This window comes from Pelagihabitans pacificus, assembly GCF_009371985.2.
GTDB lineage: Bacteria > Bacteroidota > Bacteroidia > Flavobacteriales > Flavobacteriaceae > Pelagihabitans > Pelagihabitans pacificus.
On record NZ_VIKU02000006.1, the window covers coordinates 18,938 to 39,401 of the forward strand.

General features: G+C 41.9%; 15 protein-coding genes. 6 read left to right on the plus strand and 9 right to left on the minus strand.

Annotated features, from left to right (window positions below; translation table 11 throughout):
- The first annotated feature begins 455 nt into the window (after window positions 1-455).
- From FK220_RS17160 to FK220_RS17185, 6 genes are all read left to right on the plus strand, one after another.
- Window positions 456-2,183, plus strand: coding sequence for a N,N-dimethylformamidase beta subunit family domain-containing protein (locus tag FK220_RS17160; RefSeq protein WP_152575588.1), 1,728 nt, complete (start codon window positions 456-458; stop codon window positions 2,181-2,183).
- A gap of 119 nt (window positions 2,184-2,302) precedes the next feature.
- Window positions 2,303-3,964 carry a glucosamine inositolphosphorylceramide transferase family protein gene (locus tag FK220_RS17165; protein WP_152575589.1) on the plus strand — a complete coding sequence of 554 codons (1,662 nt, stop codon included), beginning with the start codon at window positions 2,303-2,305 and terminating at the stop codon, window positions 3,962-3,964.
- A 138-nt stretch (window positions 3,965-4,102) separates the two neighbouring features.
- Entirely contained in the window at window positions 4,103-5,218 is a 1,116-nt protein-coding gene (gmd, locus tag FK220_RS17170) for a GDP-mannose 4,6-dehydratase (RefSeq protein WP_152575590.1), read from the plus strand.
- Between the two features lie 2 nt (window positions 5,219-5,220).
- On the plus strand, window positions 5,221-6,306 hold the full coding sequence (locus FK220_RS17175; RefSeq protein ID WP_152575591.1) for a GDP-L-fucose synthase family protein: 1,086 nt from the start codon (window positions 5,221-5,223) through the stop codon (window positions 6,304-6,306).
- 411 nt (window positions 6,307-6,717) lie between these two features.
- Window positions 6,718-7,947: a DegT/DnrJ/EryC1/StrS family aminotransferase gene (locus FK220_RS17180; protein ID WP_152575592.1), complete on the plus strand. Its 1,230-nt coding sequence runs from the start codon at window positions 6,718-6,720 to the stop codon at window positions 7,945-7,947.
- Window positions 7,947-8,537, plus strand: a complete 591-nt coding sequence (locus FK220_RS17185; RefSeq protein ID WP_152575593.1) for a sugar transferase — start codon at window positions 7,947-7,949, stop codon at window positions 8,535-8,537. The genes FK220_RS17180 and FK220_RS17185 overlap by 1 nt, the downstream gene beginning before the upstream one ends.
- 459 nt (window positions 8,538-8,996) lie before the next feature.
- On the opposite strand, the gene FK220_RS17190 is transcribed toward FK220_RS17185, so the two are convergent.
- From FK220_RS17190 to FK220_RS17230, 9 genes are all read right to left on the minus strand, one after another.
- Window positions 8,997-10,178, minus strand: a complete 1,182-nt coding sequence (locus FK220_RS17190; protein WP_152575594.1) for an OmpA family protein — start codon at window positions 10,176-10,178, stop codon at window positions 8,997-8,999.
- A 219-nt stretch (window positions 10,179-10,397) separates the two neighbouring features.
- On the minus strand, window positions 10,398-10,799 hold the full coding sequence (locus FK220_RS17195; RefSeq protein WP_152575595.1) for a hypothetical protein: 402 nt from the start codon (window positions 10,797-10,799) through the stop codon (window positions 10,398-10,400).
- Between the two features lie 67 nt (window positions 10,800-10,866).
- Window positions 10,867-12,012: an N-acetyl-alpha-D-glucosaminyl L-malate synthase BshA gene (gene bshA, locus FK220_RS17200; RefSeq protein ID WP_152575596.1), complete on the minus strand. Its 1,146-nt coding sequence runs from the start codon at window positions 12,010-12,012 to the stop codon at window positions 10,867-10,869.
- Window positions 12,013-12,162: 150 nt separating this feature from the next.
- Window positions 12,163-15,075, minus strand: coding sequence for a glycoside hydrolase family 3 N-terminal domain-containing protein (locus FK220_RS17205; protein WP_152575597.1), 2,913 nt, complete (start codon window positions 15,073-15,075; stop codon window positions 12,163-12,165).
- Window positions 15,076-15,207: 132 nt separating this feature from the next.
- On the minus strand, window positions 15,208-15,690 hold the full coding sequence (locus tag FK220_RS17210; RefSeq protein WP_152575598.1) for an ABC transporter ATPase: 483 nt from the start codon (window positions 15,688-15,690) through the stop codon (window positions 15,208-15,210).
- Window positions 15,691-15,783: 93 nt separating this feature from the next.
- A complete protein-coding gene (locus tag FK220_RS17215; RefSeq protein WP_152575599.1) occupies window positions 15,784-16,575 on the minus strand; it encodes a (Fe-S)-binding protein in 792 nt (263 codons plus the stop codon).
- Window positions 16,576-16,605: 30 nt separating this feature from the next.
- On the minus strand, window positions 16,606-17,943 hold the full coding sequence (locus tag FK220_RS17220; protein ID WP_152575600.1) for a (Fe-S)-binding protein: 1,338 nt from the start codon (window positions 17,941-17,943) through the stop codon (window positions 16,606-16,608).
- 6 nt (window positions 17,944-17,949) lie between these two features.
- Window positions 17,950-18,918, minus strand: coding sequence for an MlaD family protein (locus FK220_RS17225; protein WP_152575601.1), 969 nt, complete (start codon window positions 18,916-18,918; stop codon window positions 17,950-17,952).
- A 55-nt stretch (window positions 18,919-18,973) separates the two neighbouring features.
- Complete coding sequence (locus FK220_RS17230) at window positions 18,974-20,347, minus strand: N-acetylmuramoyl-L-alanine amidase family protein (protein ID WP_238719098.1); 1,374 nt, start codon at window positions 20,345-20,347, stop codon at window positions 18,974-18,976.
- Window positions 20,348-20,464: the final 117 nt, after the last annotated feature.

The following is a 20,464-nucleotide window of genomic DNA, read 5'->3' on the forward strand; positions in this document are numbered from 1 at the left end:
ATATCCTCAAAATATCTATTTACACGTATTCAGAAATTACTAATATTGTTTAAACAATTTCACTATTTATTTTGTGAAAACGCACGATGTATTGATTCAATGTCTCTTCTCCATTAGTAAAGAACACTTGATGGCCTAACAAATTTTGCAAGAATTAAGTGTCTCTTTCTTTCATAGCCTGAAATCCCATACGACATTGAGTCTAGACAGTTCTCATCTATTATTCAATGAATGGCCGAACGCTGCCGCAAATATATGTTATATGGAATTACCCCATCCAAACAATTCGATTTCCTGGAATATTCTCTTGATGAAATGGAACCCTTTCATAAATATTGGGATGGCTACAATGCAACCATCATCTACACGAAGGTCTACCTCCTTAAGAACGATCGAACAACACAAGTTGGAATAGAAATATTACCTACTTTTCATTTTCATAATTAACAGTACATTTGAAAAAAACAAATGTGGACATTCAATCATCTAATTTCATTTCGAATAAAATTCTTCTAGAAAACAATAAGGAAGGTACTTTGAACTGGAGACTCACTAAGCCTGCTCTGAATAGGGAGATTGAAGGTTATGCCTCAAAATCGAGCATCAATAAAGGTGAATCCCTTGATTTGTTCGTAAATACCCGGTCAACAACATTTACGCTTACCGTTTATCGAATGGGTTGGTATGGTGGAATGGGCGGCAGAGAGATTGTAGGCCCAATAACTCTTGAGGGTACGGAACAACACATTCCCTTACCTGAAAGAAATACAGGTCTTGTAGAATGCGCATGGAAAAAGCCATACCGGCTCACGTCAAAAAAAGACTGGATCACCGGGATATACGTTGTCAAATTAGAGGAAAAAGAGAATAACAAACAAAGTTATATCCTCTTTGTGGTACGGGACGACGGGGAACCTCATGATGTTTTGTTTCAACTGCCTGTTACTACCTATCAGGCCTATAATTATTGGGGTGGCAAGTGTCTTTATACGTTTGGCAGCGGTTCCTTGACCAACTGGGGCACGGTTTCTGGGGAAAGGGCCCTCAAAGTCTCTTTTAATAGGCCTTACGCACGAAGTAATAATATTGCAGCTGCCTATGGCATGGGGGCCGGGGATTTTTTTACCAATACAAGGCCGGTAACTACCCACAACTACCCGACGAGCAGTGCGGGTTGGGATTATAATATGGTGCGATGGCTGGAAAAAAATAAGTACAATGTTGGATATTGTACCAATATCGACCTCCATAATGACCGTAGCTTACTGAATAATTCAAAAATCTTTTTGTCATCAGGGCATGATGAATACTGGACGGATGAAATGAGAACAAGCGTTCGAAATGCTAGGGATAACGGTGTGAACCTTGCCTTTTTTTCCTCAAATACTATGTACTGGCAAATTAGATTGGAAAAAAGTAAGCTTTCCGAAGAGCATTACCGTACCATTGTTTGTTATAAGGAGGTAGATTTGGACCCAATAAAGGATAAAACATGTACCATAAATTTTTGTGATATTCCTGAACAAGGATCACAGGCATCACTAATCGGTGTTCAATACTTCCTGGATCCCGTCGCGGGCGATATAAAAATTGAAAATGCATCACATTGGGTTTTCGAGGGTACCGACCTGAAAAAAGGAGACCGACTTAAGGGCCTGTTGGGTTATGAAGTTGATGGGGTCGTTTCCGAATCGCCCGCAAACATCGAGATCTTAGCTACTACGGTATGTCAAAGAGTTCAGCTACAAAACAATTCCTTCATTCTAAAGTACATATTTTCGAGGGTTTTAGCCCCGTTCACCAGCTTTTTAAGAAGCAAAGTGCCCACATCAAAAAAATACAGCCCAAAAGTATTGACCTTCACCATTCTACTCGGTCTACTACTGGTCTTTTGCCTTTATTATTTTTTTGACGCACTGATTCCCATTTTTCTTGTTCTAGGAACATTTCTGTTTATTTTGCTATGGTTCGTCAAAATCAAGATATCCGGAAAGGTCACCTCGAACATGACACTCTATCAGGCCAAAAGTGGGGCCCAAGTTTTCGCAACGGGTAGTATGCAGTGGGCATGGGGTTTGGACGATTTCAATTCACCCGAATTAAGATCATCTGTTTTAAACCAAGAGGCCATACTAATAACCAAAAACGTTTTGAAAAAATTTGGGGCGTATGCAGAATCATAATTGGTTAAATGAAATTCTATTAATTTGCCAACCATACTTAAACCAACTACATTTTACAAAGGCACAATGAACGATATTCCCTTGCCTAATCCGAACACCCTTGTGCTGAATCGTACGAAATGACAAAACAAAAATTAAAAATAGGTTTATTACTTGATGACCATAACATTCCCGCCTGGGTATATAAAATGGTCGAAATGATCGGCTCTTCCAAGCATTCCGAAATTTCATTGATCGTAAAAAAAACGCGTGTAACCAATCAAAATGGGGATTCAGCATTCAGAAGAATCTGGAGGAATCGAAATGTATTGCTATATAAGCTCTACTCAAATTTAGACTACAAAATATTCAAATGGAAGCCTGACGCATTTGAGAGAAAAAATATCCTAAACCTAGTCAATTGTAAAGAAATTGAAGTTAATGTCGGTAAAAACCTTACTGATGACCACCTACTACCCGAAGATATCTCAAGAATCAATGAAAAACCCATAGACGTTTTCATTAATATAGGCTTTCAGAGCCTCCAAAAAGAAGTTATAAAAATTCCAAAGTATGGTATTTGGACCTATAGGCATGACACCTATCAAAATGGTATTACATCATTTTCAGGAGTATGGGAAGTTTTAGAGCAAGAAGATATCACCGAAGCGACACTCGAAGTACTTACTGCGGATGGCAACAAGATATTGTACCGTTCTTATTCCCATACCGATGAATTAAGTGTATATCGAAACAAAAACAATTTTTATTGGAAGTCGAGTAGTTTTGTCCCCAGAAAATTGGAAGAATTATATCGATTGGGAGAGAAAACATTCTTAAAAAATATTGATCAAAACAATACTGAATTATCATCTGTAGCGAATAAAAAGCTGAAAAAAGCTCCCGGTAATTATGAAATTTTGATAAAAATAGGGGCCAATTATCTTTTGGCCCTTAAGAGAAAGGTCCGAAGAATGTTTTACATTAAACAATGGATTTTGCTTTATAAGGTTGGGACATCGCCAAAAATACCAAAGTCTTTTTTTGATTACAACAGAATTGTTCCTCCCAAGGATAGAATTTGGGCGGACCCTTTTGTGCTGTTTAGAGATGGTAAATATTTTGTTTTTATCGAGGAGATGCTATATGCTGAAAATAAAGGTAAAATTTCCGTAATTGAAATAAACAAGAATGGAAAATACGAAATGCCCAAGGTAATTATTGAAAACAACTATCATATGTCCTATCCTTTGCTATTCGAAGATGGGGATGATTTGTTCATGTTGCCGGAAACCGGTGCAAACCTTACGATAGAATTGTACAAATGTGTAGATTTCCCGTTGAGATGGGAATTTCATTCGACACTTATGGAAAATGTCCGTGCAGCCGATGCTACCCTCTTTAAGTACAAAGGAAGATATTGGCTTTTCACTAACATGAGAGAGGTCCAAGGAGCCTCTGTCCAAGATGAACTTTTTCTTTTCTATTCAGATGATTTCCAAAATGGAACCTGGCAATCACACCCTGAAAACCCAATAGTTTCAGATGTCAGGTGCTCAAGACCGGCAGGAAATATATTTGAACATGAAGGAAGAATATATAGACCCGCCCAAAATGGCGGCAAACACTATGGATACGGTATGCAAATCAATGAAATTGTTACCCTTACGGAAGAATTTTATCAGGAAAGAGAGGTACAATCAATTCACCCAAATTGGGCGAAAGACCTTATCGGCACGCACACGCTAAACGCAGATGGAGGTCTTACAGTAATAGATGCATTGATAAAAAGGCGAAAATGAAATGTTCCAAAAAGGCCTTAATTTAACCCCTGGCTAGTCCAAAAAGACAAAATCCGCGTATTTTAAGTAGTCGCTCGTTATTCCATTCCATCGGAATGGCCCGCGACCGATTACCTAACGACCGTAAACCTGCTTTGAATGAAAAAAATTGCTTTAATTACTGGTATTACCGGCCAGGACGGAGCCTATTTGAGTGAATTCCTGCTTAAGAAAAATTATATCGTTCACGGTCTAAAACGTCGTTCGTCACTATTTAATACCGATCGAATTGATCATTTGTACCAAGATCCACATGTAGCGAACAGAAATTTTATCCTACACTACGGGGATATGACCGACAGTACCAACCTGATCCGTCTGATTCAAGAAATACAACCGGATGAAATCTATAATTTGGCCGCGATGAGCCACGTGCAAGTTTCGTTCGAAATACCTGAATACACCGCAAACGCCGACGGTATTGGCACCTTACGGATCCTGGATGCCGTTCGTTTGTTGGGGCTTACCAAAAAAACAAGAATTTACCAAGCTTCAACTTCAGAGTTGTATGGCAAAGTACAGGAAGTACCCCAGACCGAGAAAACGCCTTTTTATCCCAGGAGTCCGTATGCAGTGGCCAAAATGTACGCCTATTGGATTACCGTAAACTATAGGGAGGCCTACGGCATGTATGCATGTAATGGCATTTTGTTTAATCATGAATCCCCAATTCGGGGCGAAACGTTTGTTACCCGAAAAATCACCAGGGCAACGGCCAGAATAGCACTTGGTCTACAAGACAAGTTATACCTTGGAAATCTGGATGCCCAAAGAGACTGGGGCCATGCAAAGGATTATGTGCGTATGATGTGGATGATTTTACAGGCCGGGGAACCTGAAGATTGGGTCATTGCCACCGGAAAGACCACAAGTGTACGTGAATTTGTGCGTATGAGTTTTTCGGAAGTCGGTATTGAACTGGAATTCAAGGGAACCGGAATCGATGAAAAAGCCTACATTTCTGAATGTAATAATCCCGAGTTTCAATTGAAAAAGGGCAAAGAGGTATTAGCTATCGATCCAAAATATTTTAGACCTACCGAAGTAGACCTGTTGATAGGTGACGCTTCAAAGGCCAAGGATAAACTGGGATGGGTGCCTGAATATACATTGCCTGAATTGGTGAAAGATATGATGCAAAGTGATATCAAGCTAATGCGGCAAGATCAATATTTACAAGATGGTGGCTATCGAACCAATAACTACTTCGAATAGGAATGCGTAAGGAAGCAAAAATATATGTCGCGGGCCATCGGGGACTCGTGGGAAGTGCCATTTTGGCAGACCTCGATCGAAAAGGGTATACCAACATTACCGTTCGGACACACAAAGAATTGGACTTGATCAATACGAACGAGGTATCCAATTTCTTCAAAAGTGAAAAACCGGAATATGTATTCCTCGCGGCCGCAAAAGTCGGTGGAATCGTTGCCAACAACACCTATAGGGGAGAATTTATCTATGATAATTTGATGATCCAGAACAATGTTATACATCAAAGCTACCTCAACAATGTCAAAAAATTACTGTTCCTCGGCAGTACCTGTATCTATCCCAAAAATTGTCCCCAGCCAATGAAGGAAGAGTACTTGCTAACCGATACTTTGGAGTATACCAACGAGCCTTATGCCATCGCCAAAATAGCCGGTATAAAAATGTGTGAGAGCTATAACATACAATATGGCACCAATTTTATAGCGGTCATGCCCACAAATCTCTATGGCCCCAACGATAATTTCGACTTGGAAAAATCCCATGTATTGCCAGCCTTGCTGAGAAAGATTCATTTAGGTAAAGCCTTAATGGAAGAAGATTGGAATGCCATCCTAAAAGACTTGATGCGGTATCCAATAAAAGGTATTCTGCCTTCGGATACCACAGAATCGATTATAAAAAAACTGGATGAAATTGGAATTACCCGAACATTTGATGGAAAAGTGACAGTTCATATCTGGGGAACGGGGGCGCCCATGCGAGAATTTTTATGGTCGGAGGATATGGCCGATGCCTGTGTTTTTCTCATGGAAAACAGGGATTTTGAAGACATGTATTCCAATACTACAGAAATAAGGAATACGCACATAAACATAGGAACCGGTGTCGACATCTCGATTTCCGATTTGGCCGATCTGATCAAATCAATCGTTGGGTTTGAGGGAGCATTCAAGTTCAATAGTGATAAACCCGATGGTACCCAAAAAAAACTTACGGATGTCTCAAAACTAAACGCTTTGGGATGGAAGCACAAAATTGGATTAGAGCAAGGTATCTATAAACAATACAAATGGTATTTAACGCAATGAACACGGTAATCTTTGTACATCAACCCTTGATTTTGGTAGAGCGGATTCACTCAAATAAACCAACGAAATAGGTTTAATACGCCGAACAGATAACATTTGTTTGCGGAAATATCATTCAAAACAATTCAAATCCATTCAAAAAAGCTTTTTTTTTGTAAATTAGAATTATACAATGGTTAATGTTAATGTTAAACGAATTTAGCTGTCATTTTATCTAGTTTATGCAGTGATTTCCGGGAATTATCCCTGAACATGTTATATTTGTTCGAAGTATATTGTCATTTCATGAAATAATAAACCCGGAATCAAGTTATAAAATCATCGGGTTAAATTGCAGAAGCATTGGAAATTATCCGTCTGCAGGGTAAAAGAAATCTTGTTACAGTACTTAAAAGAAAAGTCGTCTAGCCTATGATTCCGTTTTCTCCACCTTATATCAGTGAGAAAGTTGTCGCCGAAGTGGTTGACTCCCTTAATTCTGGCTGGATTACAACCGGGCCAAAGGTGAAGTTGCTGGAAGAGGAGATTTCGAATTATTTAGATATCCCTAATGTACTCTGTGTGAACTCATGGACTTCCGGTGCCATTATGATACTGAGATGGTTGGGCCTCCAGGAAGGGGATGAGGTCATCATTCCTGCATATACTTACAGCGCAACGGCTTTGGCGGTAATGCATGCTGGCGGAACCCCGGTCATGGTCGATTCGGGCGATGATTTTAATATGGACATGGGTAAGGTTCAGCAAGCGATCACCAAGAGGACCAAAGCCATTATACCGGTAGACTTTGCAGGATATCCTTGTGACTACGAAAGGCTGAACCATATCATCACTAAAAAAGAGGTGGTCGATTTATTCGAACCTACTTCCGAAGTCCAAAAAACACTCGGTCGAATTTTGAATCTTTCCGATGCCGCTCATTCGTTGGGAGGAATATTTGGGCATAAAGCCGTCGGGCATAAAGCGGACATATCAATATTTTCCCTTCATGCCGTGAAAAACATAACTACTGCGGAAGGTGGTGCAATCGCAATCAATATGCCAGCCCCATTTTCAAACGATGGACTTTACGATAGTCTTCGGATGATGACGCTGAATTGCCAAACGAAAGACGCCTTTTCCAAATCCCAGGGCGGGCAATGGCGTTATGATATCACTGGCCTCGGAATGAAAATTAATCTTCCGGATGTAAATGCGGCTATTGGATTGGCTCAAATACGTGAATATTCCCAACTTTTGAAAAGAAGGAAGGAGATTTTTCAGCAATACCTGAATAGGTTCAGTAAAATGGATTGGGCCATAGTTCCACCGATGGAGGCGGATGGGATAGTCTCTTCTTGCCATTTATTCGCACTGAGAATAAAAGACATTAAAGAAGACCAGCGAGACCGGATGATCGATGAAATTACAAAATTGGGTGTTTCGGTAAATGTTCATTTTATTCCGTTGCCTTTGCTATCTTACTTTAAAACTCTCGGATACAGTATCAACGATTACCCGACAGCTCATAAAAATTATATTTCGGAAATTAGCTTGCCCATTTATCCACAACTTACCGACGACCAGGTAGAACTCATCCTGGATAGTGTTTGTACTTCTTATAAAAACGTTACAAGGTCCCTTTCCAAAATAGCGGGTTGATGTTAAAAAGGATTTTCGATTTTGTATGCTCTTTAGTAGGGCTAGGGTTGCTATTTCCTTTCTTCCTTATTGTTGCTTTATGGATAAGGCTGGATTCAAAGGGAAAGGTTTTCTACAAACAAGTTAGGGTTGGTAAACACAATAAGGATTTCTATCTCTACAAGTTTCGAACAATGGCTGATGGCTCGGATAAAAAGACCCTGATCACGATTGGTAATGACGACGCACGGATTACGAACGCAGGAAGGTTTTTAAGAAAATACAAAATCGACGAACTGCCCCAACTGATTAACGTTCTCAAGGGTGATATGAGCTTGGTAGGCCCAAGACCCGAGGTTCGAAAGTATGTTGACCTTTACTCCGAAAGCCAAATGAAAGTTCTGGATACACGACCCGGCATAACTGACATTGCTTCCATAAAGTTCCGAAACGAGAACGAAATCCTTAAAGGCCAAGAAAATCCGGAACAATACTATGTGGAACATCTGATGCCTGAAAAACTTGAACTTAATCTTCAATATTTGGCCGACCGTAGCTTTTTTGGAGACATACAGCTGATATTTAATACTTTTTTCAAGATTATCAAATAAGGTATTACCGTCGCTAGCTTGTTAAGAGGCCGTTCATGGAGGGATTTTTCTTTTCAGGACTCTTTTTGCCCTTCAAGGTTCCTAATTGACTAAACAAATAGGGGATAATTCAAGGTTTCAAAACCTTTTTCTTACACAGCATGGTAATTTTTTAAATCATTTTGGTAAATAACCTTGCCATGTGGTCCTAACTGCAGGAATCGATAGTTCTTACCATATGACCATTCTTCAATTAGGAAGGGAACATCTACTAACCAGAACGGTTAACAAGAACTTCTCATTGATATAACGTCTATGAGTCCGCAATTAAGTTTAAAAGCAGGCAAATAACAGTGATATCCATTGCTTGTTGTTGGTTTCTCCTTTGAATGCAATTCGAATCCCATCCTTTTCATAAACAAAAAACAAAAACCCCACTAAAAGTGGGGTAATGTTTTTGAAACTCAAATTCAATAGAAGCTAAAGACCAATCAGCATAAATTCCGATCTTCTGTTTTCCCTATGCTTTTCTTCCGGGCAATAAGTATTATCATCACATTCATTCATAAGACTCTCTTCTCCTAGGCCTCTGTAAGTCAGTCGATTTAAGGAAATTCCTTTATCCCTTAAATAATTGATTGTCCGTTCTACCCTCCTTTCGGAAAGCCATTTATTGTAATCGGATGAACCTCTCGAATCTGTATGCGAAGTAATCTTCAACTCCATGGTAGGGTTAGTAGCCAAAATCACCGCTAAAGAATCCAGAATGCTTTTTGATTTTCTGTCCAAATATGACGAGTTTAATGCAAAGTAAACATGACCAAGGTCCTTGATTTTATTTTCAAGCTGTTTTCTACGGTCATTCTCAGCATCCTGTTTGGCCTTCTCTACCGCTGCGAGTCGGGCCTTTTCCCTTTCCCTTTCGAGACGTTCTGCCAGCGCTGCTTCTTCCTTTGCCCGATTTACTGCTGCAATGGAATCCTGTACCCGCTGTTTTTCCTGTTCCATAGCCTGAATCAGGGCCAATTTCTCTTCACCTTTTTTTGACAAACCTTTCTCAATTCCAAATTGATATACCACACCTGCTGCATGCTGCAAGTGATTTGTAATTCCACTTTCTTTGTTTATGGCCCATTTTCCCGAAGAGCTAAAGTCCAGCCCCCATCGATCTGAAAACCAGGCCCTAAAACCAACAACGGCATTATAGGTTCCTCTTGAATTGTTATTTGCATCGGTATATCCCAATCCCACGCCCAAATAAGGATCGAACCAGCCGGTCTCACCTACAAGTCGATTAAGGTCGTAGGAAATACGCGCATCTAAACCAAGGTAATCCGATTCTTCGACATTTGTCGCACCGTCTATTATTTTTCCCACCTTGTATTTATTGTAACTGGCTATTGCCTCTATCCCAAGTCCATTTTTAAAATAACGGCCAATACTAATTCTAGAAGGATAAGGAAGCGCGTTCCATTGGGAGTTTACCGCAAAGAGCTCATCGAATACATCACCGGAATCGTCTACAATATTATAACCCAAACCCAACATCCATGAGCTTTTTACAATGCTATCTTTCGAAGTAAGTTTTGGTTCTTCCTGTGAAAAGAGGAGACTGGCAAAAAAGCAAGCCAAGACAGATATTAGTAACGTTTTATTTTTCATAGGTCAAGATTTGGGATTCCGTACCTACAAAGGTACTGGCGGTAAGGACTAAAGGCAAAATGGCCCTTTAAAAGGTAATTATTCTCGTTGGACGGCCTTTATATCGGATTCTTCAATGGAATGCCGCATCTTTGAATACCGATCATCGATTAAAAAGAACCGTTGAGCTACGCTACGGTAAACCAGTGGTAGCTAATTGAAGTAAATGAAAAAAGACCTTTAGTTCATGGTCTTAAAGGTGATTTCCTTCTTCGTTAAGGGCATTTTATAAACGCTGAACGGCCGAGTGGTCGCCGTTGAGCCTTTTTCACTCTTTTTTTGGGTTTTACCCATTCCGATTACTATTTCCTCTTTCGTCTCGTTCAACATGGTTAGCATGGGCATACCATTACCATGTTGCTCTCCAGCACAGTGGATAAGTATCAACTCCTTTGAAAAGTCGACCTGTGGTACGGGAATACCGGGCTTTCTAGTACGGTTTATCCGGGAAAAGAATTTGCGCAGCGATTTATCATCGGTGATGACCATCGTTTCCTGGGTATCGGTCGCAGCATAATTGTCTTGTAGTACCAGTGTTAAACGGTCATTATCCTGTTCTTGGACTTCACTAGCTTTCGCCATCACCGATTTCTTTTGACCGTTACAAGATAGGAACACCATTGTCAAGGTCAAGAAAATAACATGAAAATTAGCTGTAGGCACCTTTAAACCTTCCATCGTATGCTTTTTTATAAATTGCCTCGTAAAGGGGCAGTACCTTCATAATGTCGAATCTCAAGGCCTCTTTTTGAGCATTCACCTTAAATTGCTCCAACACTTCGTCATCCTTTAGGATGCTAAGAGCGTTTTTTGCCATGTCCTCGATATCACCGATATCACTTAGAAATCCAGTCACCCCATGTTTGTTTACCTCTGGAATGCCACCGGCATTACTTGATATTACCGGAACCTTATTAACCATTGCTTCCAAGGCAGCCAACCCGAAGCTTTCGGACTCGGAAGGAAGCAAAAACAGGTCTGAAAAACAAAGAATCCTATCTATTTCATGACTATTGCCCAAGAAAATAACCTTGTTGGAAATACCTAAGTGCTCACAAAGCCATTCCGCATTCTCTTTTTCGGGCCCCTCCCCGACCATTATCAGTTTTGCCGGAAGTTCTTGCTGAATCCTGTAAAATACGTTGATGATATCAGGAATTCGCTTTACTTTTCTGAAATTACTGATATGGGTAATGATTTTTTCATCATCATTGGCCATTAAGGATCGTTGGCAATCCGTGAAGGAATTACTATATTTTTTTCGATCGATAAAATTAGGGACAACCTCTATTTCTTTTTGGATATCGAAAAACTCCAACGTACCTTGTTTTAGATTCTCTGATACCGAAGTTACCACATCGGATTGATTGATACTGAAATTCACGGCAGGCTTATAGAACGGATGTTTGCCTACCAATGTTATATCCGTGCCATGCAAGGTAGTGATCATCGGAATATAGATATCTTCCTCCTCCAACATCTTCTTGGCCATATATCCAGCGTATGCATGGGGAATGGCGTAATGTACATGTAAGAGCTCTATGCCGAATAACTTGATCGTATCCACCAATTTACTGGATAATGCCAATTCATATGGTTGATAATGGAATAATGGGTATTCCGGTACATGTACTTCGTGAAAGTGGATGTTGTTACCCAACAATTCCAGTCTTACAGGCTGACGATAGGTTACAAAATGCACCTCATGGCCCCGATTGGCCAAGGCTATTCCCAGTTCGGTGGCCACCACTCCACTGCCGCCAAAGGTAGGATAACAAACGATTGCTATTTTCATTGTTCAAATTTAGTGAAAAGCTAGTAGTCTGTCGGTTTTCTTAACCTAATATTACAGGTTTTCGGTCTGCGGGGCCCTTGTACGATGTATCGTTACATTTATAGGAATTGATAGGAAACAGATCCTAGGACAGTGGGCAGGGAAGCGCTATTAGTCCATTATGGCATTGTATATTGCCTCTTGAATCCGGGTGCGAAGACCCGACCTCACCAATAAGGTATTGGTCGCCGAGGGGTAGGTACGATTAGATAGAAAAACATACACCAATTCTTCCTCGGGGTCGGCCCATGTGTACGTACCGGTAAATCCGCTATGTCCAAAACTCTTTCGGGATACACATTCACAGGCCGGGCCACCCCCATTTGCATCGGGCTTGTCGAAACCGACACCCCTACGTACCCTTTTATCGCAAAAATAACAGGTGTTGAATTTCTTTACGGTACGCGATTCAAAAAAACGATCACCGCCGTAAAATCCACCCTGAAGATACATTTGCATTATCTTGGCCACATCGTTAGCATTGCTGAAGAGACCGGCATGACCTCCGACCCCGCCCTGCATAGCGGCACCCATGTCATGCACATACCCTTGTACCCGTTGATAGCGAAAATATTTATCTTCCTCGGAGGGTACTATCCTGTTTTTATTAAATTTTTCGAGTGGATTATACGTTGTATAAAAGGCCCCGATACGCTTATAAAGAAATTCATCGACCAGGCGGTCCAATCGTTTCCCTTTTTTTTGTTCTACATATTTTTTCATTACGTAGTAAGCCACGTCGCTATATCGGTATCGGTTCGATTTTAAATCCTGACGACCGATGCGATTATATATCGAATCGGTATAGGCGTCAGTTAGATATAACTGGTCGCTCACTTTTATTGAAAAACCGTCCGTTGGTGCGTTGCGATAGAATTCCCTTGAAGGTTTACGTTTTTTATCCAAAGTACTCACGTAAAAAGCAATCCAGGCGGGAAGTCGTCCGTAATGGGACAACGCCTTTAATACGGTCACATTCTTAAGTTCCGTTGTGTCGTATTGGGGAATAAGTTCACCAAAGGTGTCGCTAAGGCCTATCTCGCCCTGTTCCTCCATCTTCATCACCATCGGTAGTGTAGCAAGAATCTTGGTAACGGAAGCCAAATCGTACAAATGTTCCGTAGTAACACTATCTTTTGCAGTATAGGTAGGTTTTCCAAAGGCCTTATTGTAAATCACCTTCCCTTTTCTGGCAATTAATACCTGGGCACCGGGAAACATCAGGGAATCCAACCCATTTTGAACCAATGTATCGACCTTGGCCAATTTTTCGGTACTTAGGCCAACGCGCTCCGGATAACTATAACCCAAACGCGACAGAGGCTTCAGTTGTACCGATGTATTAACGGGAAACTCGGAGTGACTGGTCACTGGGAGAACTCCTTTGGCAGGAATAGCCCCAAAAATCAATTCCGCTGCTTTACGTTGTGCGATGGCACTGTTTTGATATCCTACTACCACAGCGTCAATAGTATTAAACGTAGGCACTTCTAGAAGCGCATAAGGCTTTGCAAAAACCGATAGAATGGTGTTGGAAGTCCTAGATGCGGCAATCTCTTTCAACCATAACAACTCCCTTTCGGAAAACTTATATGATTTCCAGGGGCTTTCATTACTCTTGTGAAAGCCTATGATGACCAAATTGTAATCGGCCAGTTTTTCTTTTAGCGTCCCGATATCCTTCGCATTGACCTGGGTAACCGTTGCATATTTATTCAGTTCCTCGAAAAAGGGCTTACCGTTGGCATCCCCGAATTTCACATAGGCGATTTTTTTGTTTTCCAATTTTTTAATTCCCATAAGGTAAAAATCATTTTTTACCACGGTAATCGCATTTTCTATGGCCTCTTCGTAAACCAGATCATCTTTCTGCGAATTCAAATCCATATACAGACCCTCTAAGTCTATTGGCCTGTACTTATGCAATCCAACCTTGTACTTCGCCATCAAAATTTTCTTTACAGAGGTAGCCAACCGTTTTTCGGTAATTTTTCCCCGGTTGTAGGCTTTTAAGAGTTTTTCCTTTGCCAGTTCAACATTGGTCGGCATTAGCAAGATATCGTTCCCTGCCAAAAAGGCCGTTAATTCGACTTCCCCGTTTTTGCCATAATTGGTTACCCCCTTCATATTAAGGGCATCGGTGAATACCAACCCCTTAAATTTCATTTCATCGATCAAGATTCCTGAAATAACTTGCTCGGAGAGTGAGGAGGGTAGGTTTTTCTTTAGCTCCATACTGGGAACGTTCAAGTGGGCGACCATTACGCTACTGAGTCCCGCAGCTATCAATTTGCGATAGGGATAAAGCTCAACACTATCCAATCGGCTTCTACTTACGTCGATAAGGGGCAAGGAGTAATGCGAATCGGTCGCGGTATCGCCATGTCCCGGAAAGTGCTTACCACTGGATAAAACCCCTGCGCGTTCCATTCCCTTCACAAAGGCGATGCCCTTTTGCGCCACATTCTCCCTGTCTTCCCCGAACGAGCGGTTACCGATTATGGGATTTTGGGGGTTGATATTGATATCGATATCCGGCGCAAAATTAATATGTACTCCCAACCGTTTGGCATGTGTCCCGATTCGATAACCAACTTTTTCAACAATACTGCTGTCGCGTATCGCCCCCAAGGTCATATTCCAAGGAAAGGCATAGGTAGAATCCAAACGCATCGAAAGGCCCCACTCGGCATCCATGCCTATTAGCAAGGGTGTTTTTGAAAGCTTTTGATAGGTATTGGTCAATTGAGCCTGTCGCACCGGGCCCCCGGTTGAAAAAATGACCCCTCCAATATACTGTTCACTAATGAGTTTTTTGACACGTTCCTTGCTTGCGGCACTTCCATCCGAGGCAACCATGACCATAAAGAGTTGGCCTATTTTTTCTTCCAACGACATCTTATCATATTGATCATCGACCCATTTAACCTGTGCAACGCTGTCTTTTGTGAACAACGGATGACTTTGCCCGTTGGCACATAGAACAAAAAGAAAGAATATAGGGAAGGTTATTAAAAATCGCATGGTACAACTTCTTTGAAATAACTGAAAACATCCGAAATTATTGCCTTTCATCGGTAATATCGCCACTGCTGAAAATATATTCAACTACCGTGCCATCCCAAGGTTATCAATAGTTGTTGAAAGGAAATCGCGTTACATAAAACGGGCATGCCAACTCTCCGAGGCAGGAACTTCCCAGTGTTCCAAGTATTCTCCCTTGTTCGTCACCAGATTGTTAAAGACAACCGTTTTAGGCGACACCGATTTTGATTTGGCCATTTTCTTGAACTCCAATAGGGGTTTATAGGCAACATACTCCCCTTGTTTGTAGGAGACATTCATCTTGTCCAAGAGGTCTACCCCATATCTTTTTTCCAATTCCTGAATAAAGTGTACCGAAGCATCGATAGAACAACCTGAGGCTGAAGACATTGTTTGGTCCAATGCCAGGACAATAAAACGATTGTAGCGTATTTCATAGCCAGCATTCAGATGTTGGCCATGTGCGGTCCATTCCTGTATAAAAGCGTCCATTGCCTGTTTAATTTCGGCGAGTTCTTCTGTGGAAAAGCTCCTGTTCGCCTGATAAATCCACACACGGGAAGTCTCAGGTAATTTTTCAAATTCTACTAGCATTTTTTTATTCTTATTTGGGGAATTCTATGGGTTCCTCTCTCCTTTTTGGGAATCGATTAAGAACCACTTTTTTTTGGTTGATACTACGATAATTTACAAATCCTCCACATCGGCTATCAACTCGGCCACATCCATGACCGCGATCGAGCCTTCCTTTTCCTTGTTCTTTACCCCGTCGGTCATCATGGTATTACAAAAAGGGCAGGCCGCCGCAATAATTTCCGGACGGGTATCCAAGGCTTGTTCGGTACGCTCGATATTTACGTCTTTGTCCCCTTTTTCAGGTTCCTTGAACATCTGTGCCCCCCCGGCACCACAGCAAAGACCTCTTTTTTTACAATTTTTCATCTCGACCAACTCCGCATCCAACTTTCGGATGAGCTCCCTTGGGGCCTCATAGACATTGTTTGCCCTTCCCAGATAGCAGGGGTCGTGGTAGGTAATGCGCTTTCCTTTGAACTTTCCGCCTTCCAAAGCGATCTTTCCCTCCTCCAGCAACTGTGTCAAAAACTGGGTATGATGCACCACTTCGTAGTTACCCCCTAAACCGGGATATTCGTTCTTTAAGGTGTTAAAGCAATGGGGACAGGCGGTCACCACTTTTTGGATTCCGTAGCCGTTCATGACTTCGATATTGGTCACTGCCTGCATTTGGAATAAGAACTCGTTCCCTGCACGTTTGGCCGGATCTCCGGTACAGCTTTCTTCGGTACCCAGCACGGCAAAGGAGACTTTGGCCTTATTCAAAATTTTGATGAAGGCCTTGGTAATCTTCTTTGCCCTATCGTCAAAGCTACCGGCACAACCGACCCAAAACAATACCTCTGGTTGTTGGCCTGCGGCGGATAATTCTGCCATGGTAGGTACTTTTAACTCGTTTCCCATTCCTATTCTTTTCTTAGTTACCCGTATGTTTTAAGATTCCTGCACCCAATTAAGACGATCCATTTGGTTGAAGGGCCAAGGGGCGCCGTTATTCTCAATATTCCCCATCATATTGTTCAGTTCGGCCGGGGCCGCAGATTGCTCCATCACCAAGTACTGCCGCATATCCATGATGATAGACAGCGGGTCGATACTCACCGGACAGGCCTGCACACAGGCATTGCAGGAGGTACATGCCCATAATTCCTCCCTAGAGATATAATCATCCAGCAGCTGTTTTCCATCCTCAACGAAAGTACCTTTATTGGCATCTATATTTTTACCGACCTCTTCTAAACGATCCCGGGTATCCATCATAATTTTCCTCGGAGACAACTTTTTGCCGGTCTGGTTGGCGGGGCATTCACTGGTACAGCGACCACACTCGGTACAGGTATAGGCGTTCAAGAGTTGTACCCAATTTAAATCGGTTACATCGGAGGCTCCGAACTTTTCCGGTTCAGGGGCGTTGTCATCCGATGCGGCAAAAGGATCGGCCTCCGGGTCCATCATCAACTTTACCTCATTCGTCACCGCCTCCAAATTTTTGAATTGCCCCTTCGGTTTTAAATTTCCATAATATGTATTTGGAAAAGCCAATAAGATGTGTAAATGCTTTGAATAGTAGAGGTAGTTCAAAAACAAAAGTATCCCCACGATATGAAGCCACCACGCCGTACGTTCAACTATAATCAAATTAGCTATCGACAAATCCTCCAGCAAAGGGCTTAAAAATTGGCTTACCGGAAAGGCCCCTGCAATACCTGATTCATTGACATAGTGTGCGGCTCCTTTGAGCTGTAACTGGTAGTCGGCTCCATTCATGGTCAAAAACAGGAACATCAACACGAGCTCGATATAGAGGATCATGTTACCATCCTTTTTGGGCCAGCCAGCCATCTCGGGCTTTACGAACCGTTGTAAGCGAATGATATTTCTCCTTGCCCAAAAAGCCACCACCGCAATGATGACCAACAAGGCCAAAATCTCAAATGTGCCGATCAAGAAATCGTAGACGCTTCCTAAAGGGGCGAACAGGCGATGGGTTCCCAACAGACCATCGAGAATGATTTCAAGCACTTCGATATTGATGATAATAAAACCTATATAAACGATAACATGCAATAACCCCGCGATTGGACGTACCACCATTTTGGTCTGCCCAAGAGCAATTTTTGCCATATTCTTCCAGCGTTGTGAACTATTGTCGGATACATCGACATCCTTGCCCAATTTGATGTTTCTGGAAAGCCGCTTTACGTTTCTGGTGAAATAACCGATGCCAACGATTAAGACGAGGGCAAAAAGAATGTTGGGGAGATATTCCATAGGTAGTTATTGATCTTCTATTGTATCGGCGGGATCGTTCTCCGGTAGTTCGTATTCCTTTTGTTTTTTTCCGAACACGGAAACGTTTACATACCTTTTGGGGTTTAGCCTAAAATCCTGCAACAACAAATCCAATTCACGCGACGCATTGTTCAGATTGTTGTAGAGTTCCCGATCGTTTACCAACTTGCCCAAGGTACCATCATTCGCATCAATCTTGGCAATGACCTTATCCAAATTGGCCATGGTAGATTCCAGACTGCTAAGGGTACTCGGCAAACCGGCATTGTTCAGCGAATCGGCCAATTTAGAAAAGCTATAGGTCAACTGCTGAAAATTGGTCAAGGAACTGTCTAATTTGCCTTCGTTGGTTTTCAGGATGTTGTTCAAGGAGATGGCACTACCCTGTAAACTTTGAATTAATCCACTAAGTCCTGAAATAGCAGTTCGTAAATCGTTCTTGGTCTTGGCATCGAGTACTTCGTTGACATTCACCAAAACGGAATCGGCATCCGATACCGCCGATTCGAATTTTTTGAACAGTGGGGTCAATTTTTGTTGTGCCAACTCGGTGAGTCCCGGTCGTGTATTGGTCTTTAACGTATCTCCCGATTTGGCCAAGGGAGACCCGTCAAAAATCGGAATGATCTGTAAACCTTTACCCCCTATTATCCCGGTGTCATATAGTTCGGCCGGACTATTTTTCGAAAAGGAAAAATCACTGTCCACGGTAAAAGTGACCAAAAGATTTCCCTGTGAATCCAAAAAGCGAATATCGTTTACCTTGCCAACATTCAGGCCATTGATCGAGACGGGAGTGCCTGGTTGCAATCCACCTACATCAGGATATATGGCAAACATTTGCTTGCTAGTATCAAATAACGGGGTTGATTTTAAATAACTGAAGCCTAAAATGAAAAGAAGGATACCGCCGATAACGATGATAGCCGTTTTAATTTCCCTGGATAGTTTCAAAAGGATGAATTTTCGGTTCCTAACAAAATTAGAAATAAATTTAAGAAGACCGCCATTAATCCGAAACGTATTTCCGGGCTTCGGGAACCGGAATACGTTCCCCATCTTTGTATGCTACTATAAAGGACGTAGTGTAGCCCTTGACATCGGCATTTGCCTTCAACAATTCTGCCTCCTCAAAGGAAGTCGTACCGCCATACATATAACGATACATATTCTTATAAGGCTCCCGCGACAACTTATTCAAGCCCCTAAAATTATCGGAGCGAAGATCTAAGTCTTTGGTGCTGGCCATAATTTGCACTTTATAGGTGATACTGGTCGACTTTTTAGGTGGCTCCGAAGGTGTCTTGGTCGCTATTTCCGGCTCCCTGGATTTCCCCGTTTCCGAGGCGATTTCTTTCTTTGGGGTTTTCGTAATCCCTTCAACCGAAGACTTCGGTTTTGGGGTCTCTTCCTCCTGCTTTTTCCCTATCTCAGCAACAACCTTGGGTGGCTCTGGCGTTTCTTCTTCCCCAACACTTTGAATCGTTTCAACTGTCTTGGCTTCCAACGTCCCTTTCTCTTTAGAAATGGTCAATTCCTCTGGAATATCTTCTGGCTTTTTTGGTGTTTCCTGCACGACCGCTTCCGTCTTATCATCGGCTTCTACAACGGGAGCTACTGTTTTGTCATCCCCTCCACCACCGGGTTGAACCCCATTTTTATAATCCAGAATGGCCCGTGCGATGGCTCTCCCCATTTCCTCCTGCCCCTTTTTTGAATTCAAATAGGCTCCCTCTTCATTGTTTGTCAAGAATCCTGTCTCGATCAAAACACTGGGCATAAAGGTTTGATGTAAGACAATAAATCCCGCCTGCTTCACCTTTCGGTCGTTGCGCTTCAGCTTATGGGAAAAATTGTCCTGAATACCCTTAGCCAAACGTATGCTCTGGTCCAAAAATTCCTCTTGCATGATGGTGAGTCCAATCACCGATTCCGGAGAGTTGATATCATAATCCGCATATCTGGTTTCATAATTGTCTTCCAAGTAAATAACCGAGTTCTCTTTTTTGGCAATTTCAAAATTCTGTTCGTTGGCATGTAATCCCAATACAAAAGTACCGGCTCCCTGTGCATTGGAAGAATGCGAATCGCAATGAACCGAGACGAAAAGGTCTGCATTGGCCTTGTTGGCAATTTCCCCTCTGACATAAAGATCCACGAACGTATCGTCTTTTCGTGTGTAGATGACCTTGATATCGGGCTCCTTTTCCAAGATCTTCCCGATATTCAATACGATATTTAAGGCAATATTCTTCTCAAAATAGCCGTTTCCAAGGTTTCCAGGATCATGCCCACCGTGCCCGGCATCCAAGACAACTACGAACACCCCGTCTTTGTCACCATCGCTATTATTATTGGCGAACGAAGAAATTAGTGCTCCCATCAGCAAAATGGGAACGAAACTTAATAGCCTAAACTTCATTTCAACAAAGGATTTTAGTCTGTTCAATATGGTTAAATTTATTGTAACGACCCGTGAAGGGAACAAAAAATATATGTA

Excerpts from the sequence above, each read along its gene's own strand:
- bshA (WP_152575596.1), bottom strand. The coding sequence starts at position 12,012 with ATGAAAATAGCAATCGTTTGTTATCCTACCTTTGGCGGCAGTGGAGTG.
- FK220_RS17215 (WP_152575599.1), bottom strand. The coding sequence starts at position 16,575 with ATGGGAAACGAGTTAAAAGTACCTACCATGGCAGAATTATCCGCCGCA.
- FK220_RS17220 (WP_152575600.1), bottom strand. The coding sequence starts at position 17,943 with ATGGAATATCTCCCCAACATTCTTTTTGCCCTCGTCTTAATCGTTGGC.
- FK220_RS17195 (WP_152575595.1), bottom strand. The coding sequence starts at position 10,799 with ATGGCGAAAGCTAGTGAAGTCCAAGAACAGGATAATGACCGTTTAACA.
- FK220_RS17180 (WP_152575592.1), top strand. The coding sequence starts at position 6,718 with ATGATTCCGTTTTCTCCACCTTATATCAGTGAGAAAGTTGTCGCCGAA.
- FK220_RS17210 (WP_152575598.1), bottom strand. The coding sequence starts at position 15,690 with ATGCTAGTAGAATTTGAAAAATTACCTGAGACTTCCCGTGTGTGGATT.
- FK220_RS17185 (WP_152575593.1), top strand. The coding sequence starts at position 7,947 with ATGTTAAAAAGGATTTTCGATTTTGTATGCTCTTTAGTAGGGCTAGGG.
- FK220_RS17205 (WP_152575597.1), bottom strand. The coding sequence starts at position 15,075 with ATGCGATTTTTAATAACCTTCCCTATATTCTTTCTTTTTGTTCTATGT.
- FK220_RS17165 (WP_152575589.1), top strand. The coding sequence starts at position 2,303 with ATGACAAAACAAAAATTAAAAATAGGTTTATTACTTGATGACCATAAC.
- FK220_RS17230 (WP_238719098.1), bottom strand. The coding sequence starts at position 20,347 with ATGGGAGCACTAATTTCTTCGTTCGCCAATAATAATAGCGATGGTGAC.
- FK220_RS17190 (WP_152575594.1), bottom strand. The coding sequence starts at position 10,178 with ATGAAAAATAAAACGTTACTAATATCTGTCTTGGCTTGCTTTTTTGCC.
- gmd (WP_152575590.1), top strand. The coding sequence starts at position 4,103 with ATGAAAAAAATTGCTTTAATTACTGGTATTACCGGCCAGGACGGAGCC.
- FK220_RS17175 (WP_152575591.1), top strand. The coding sequence starts at position 5,221 with ATGCGTAAGGAAGCAAAAATATATGTCGCGGGCCATCGGGGACTCGTG.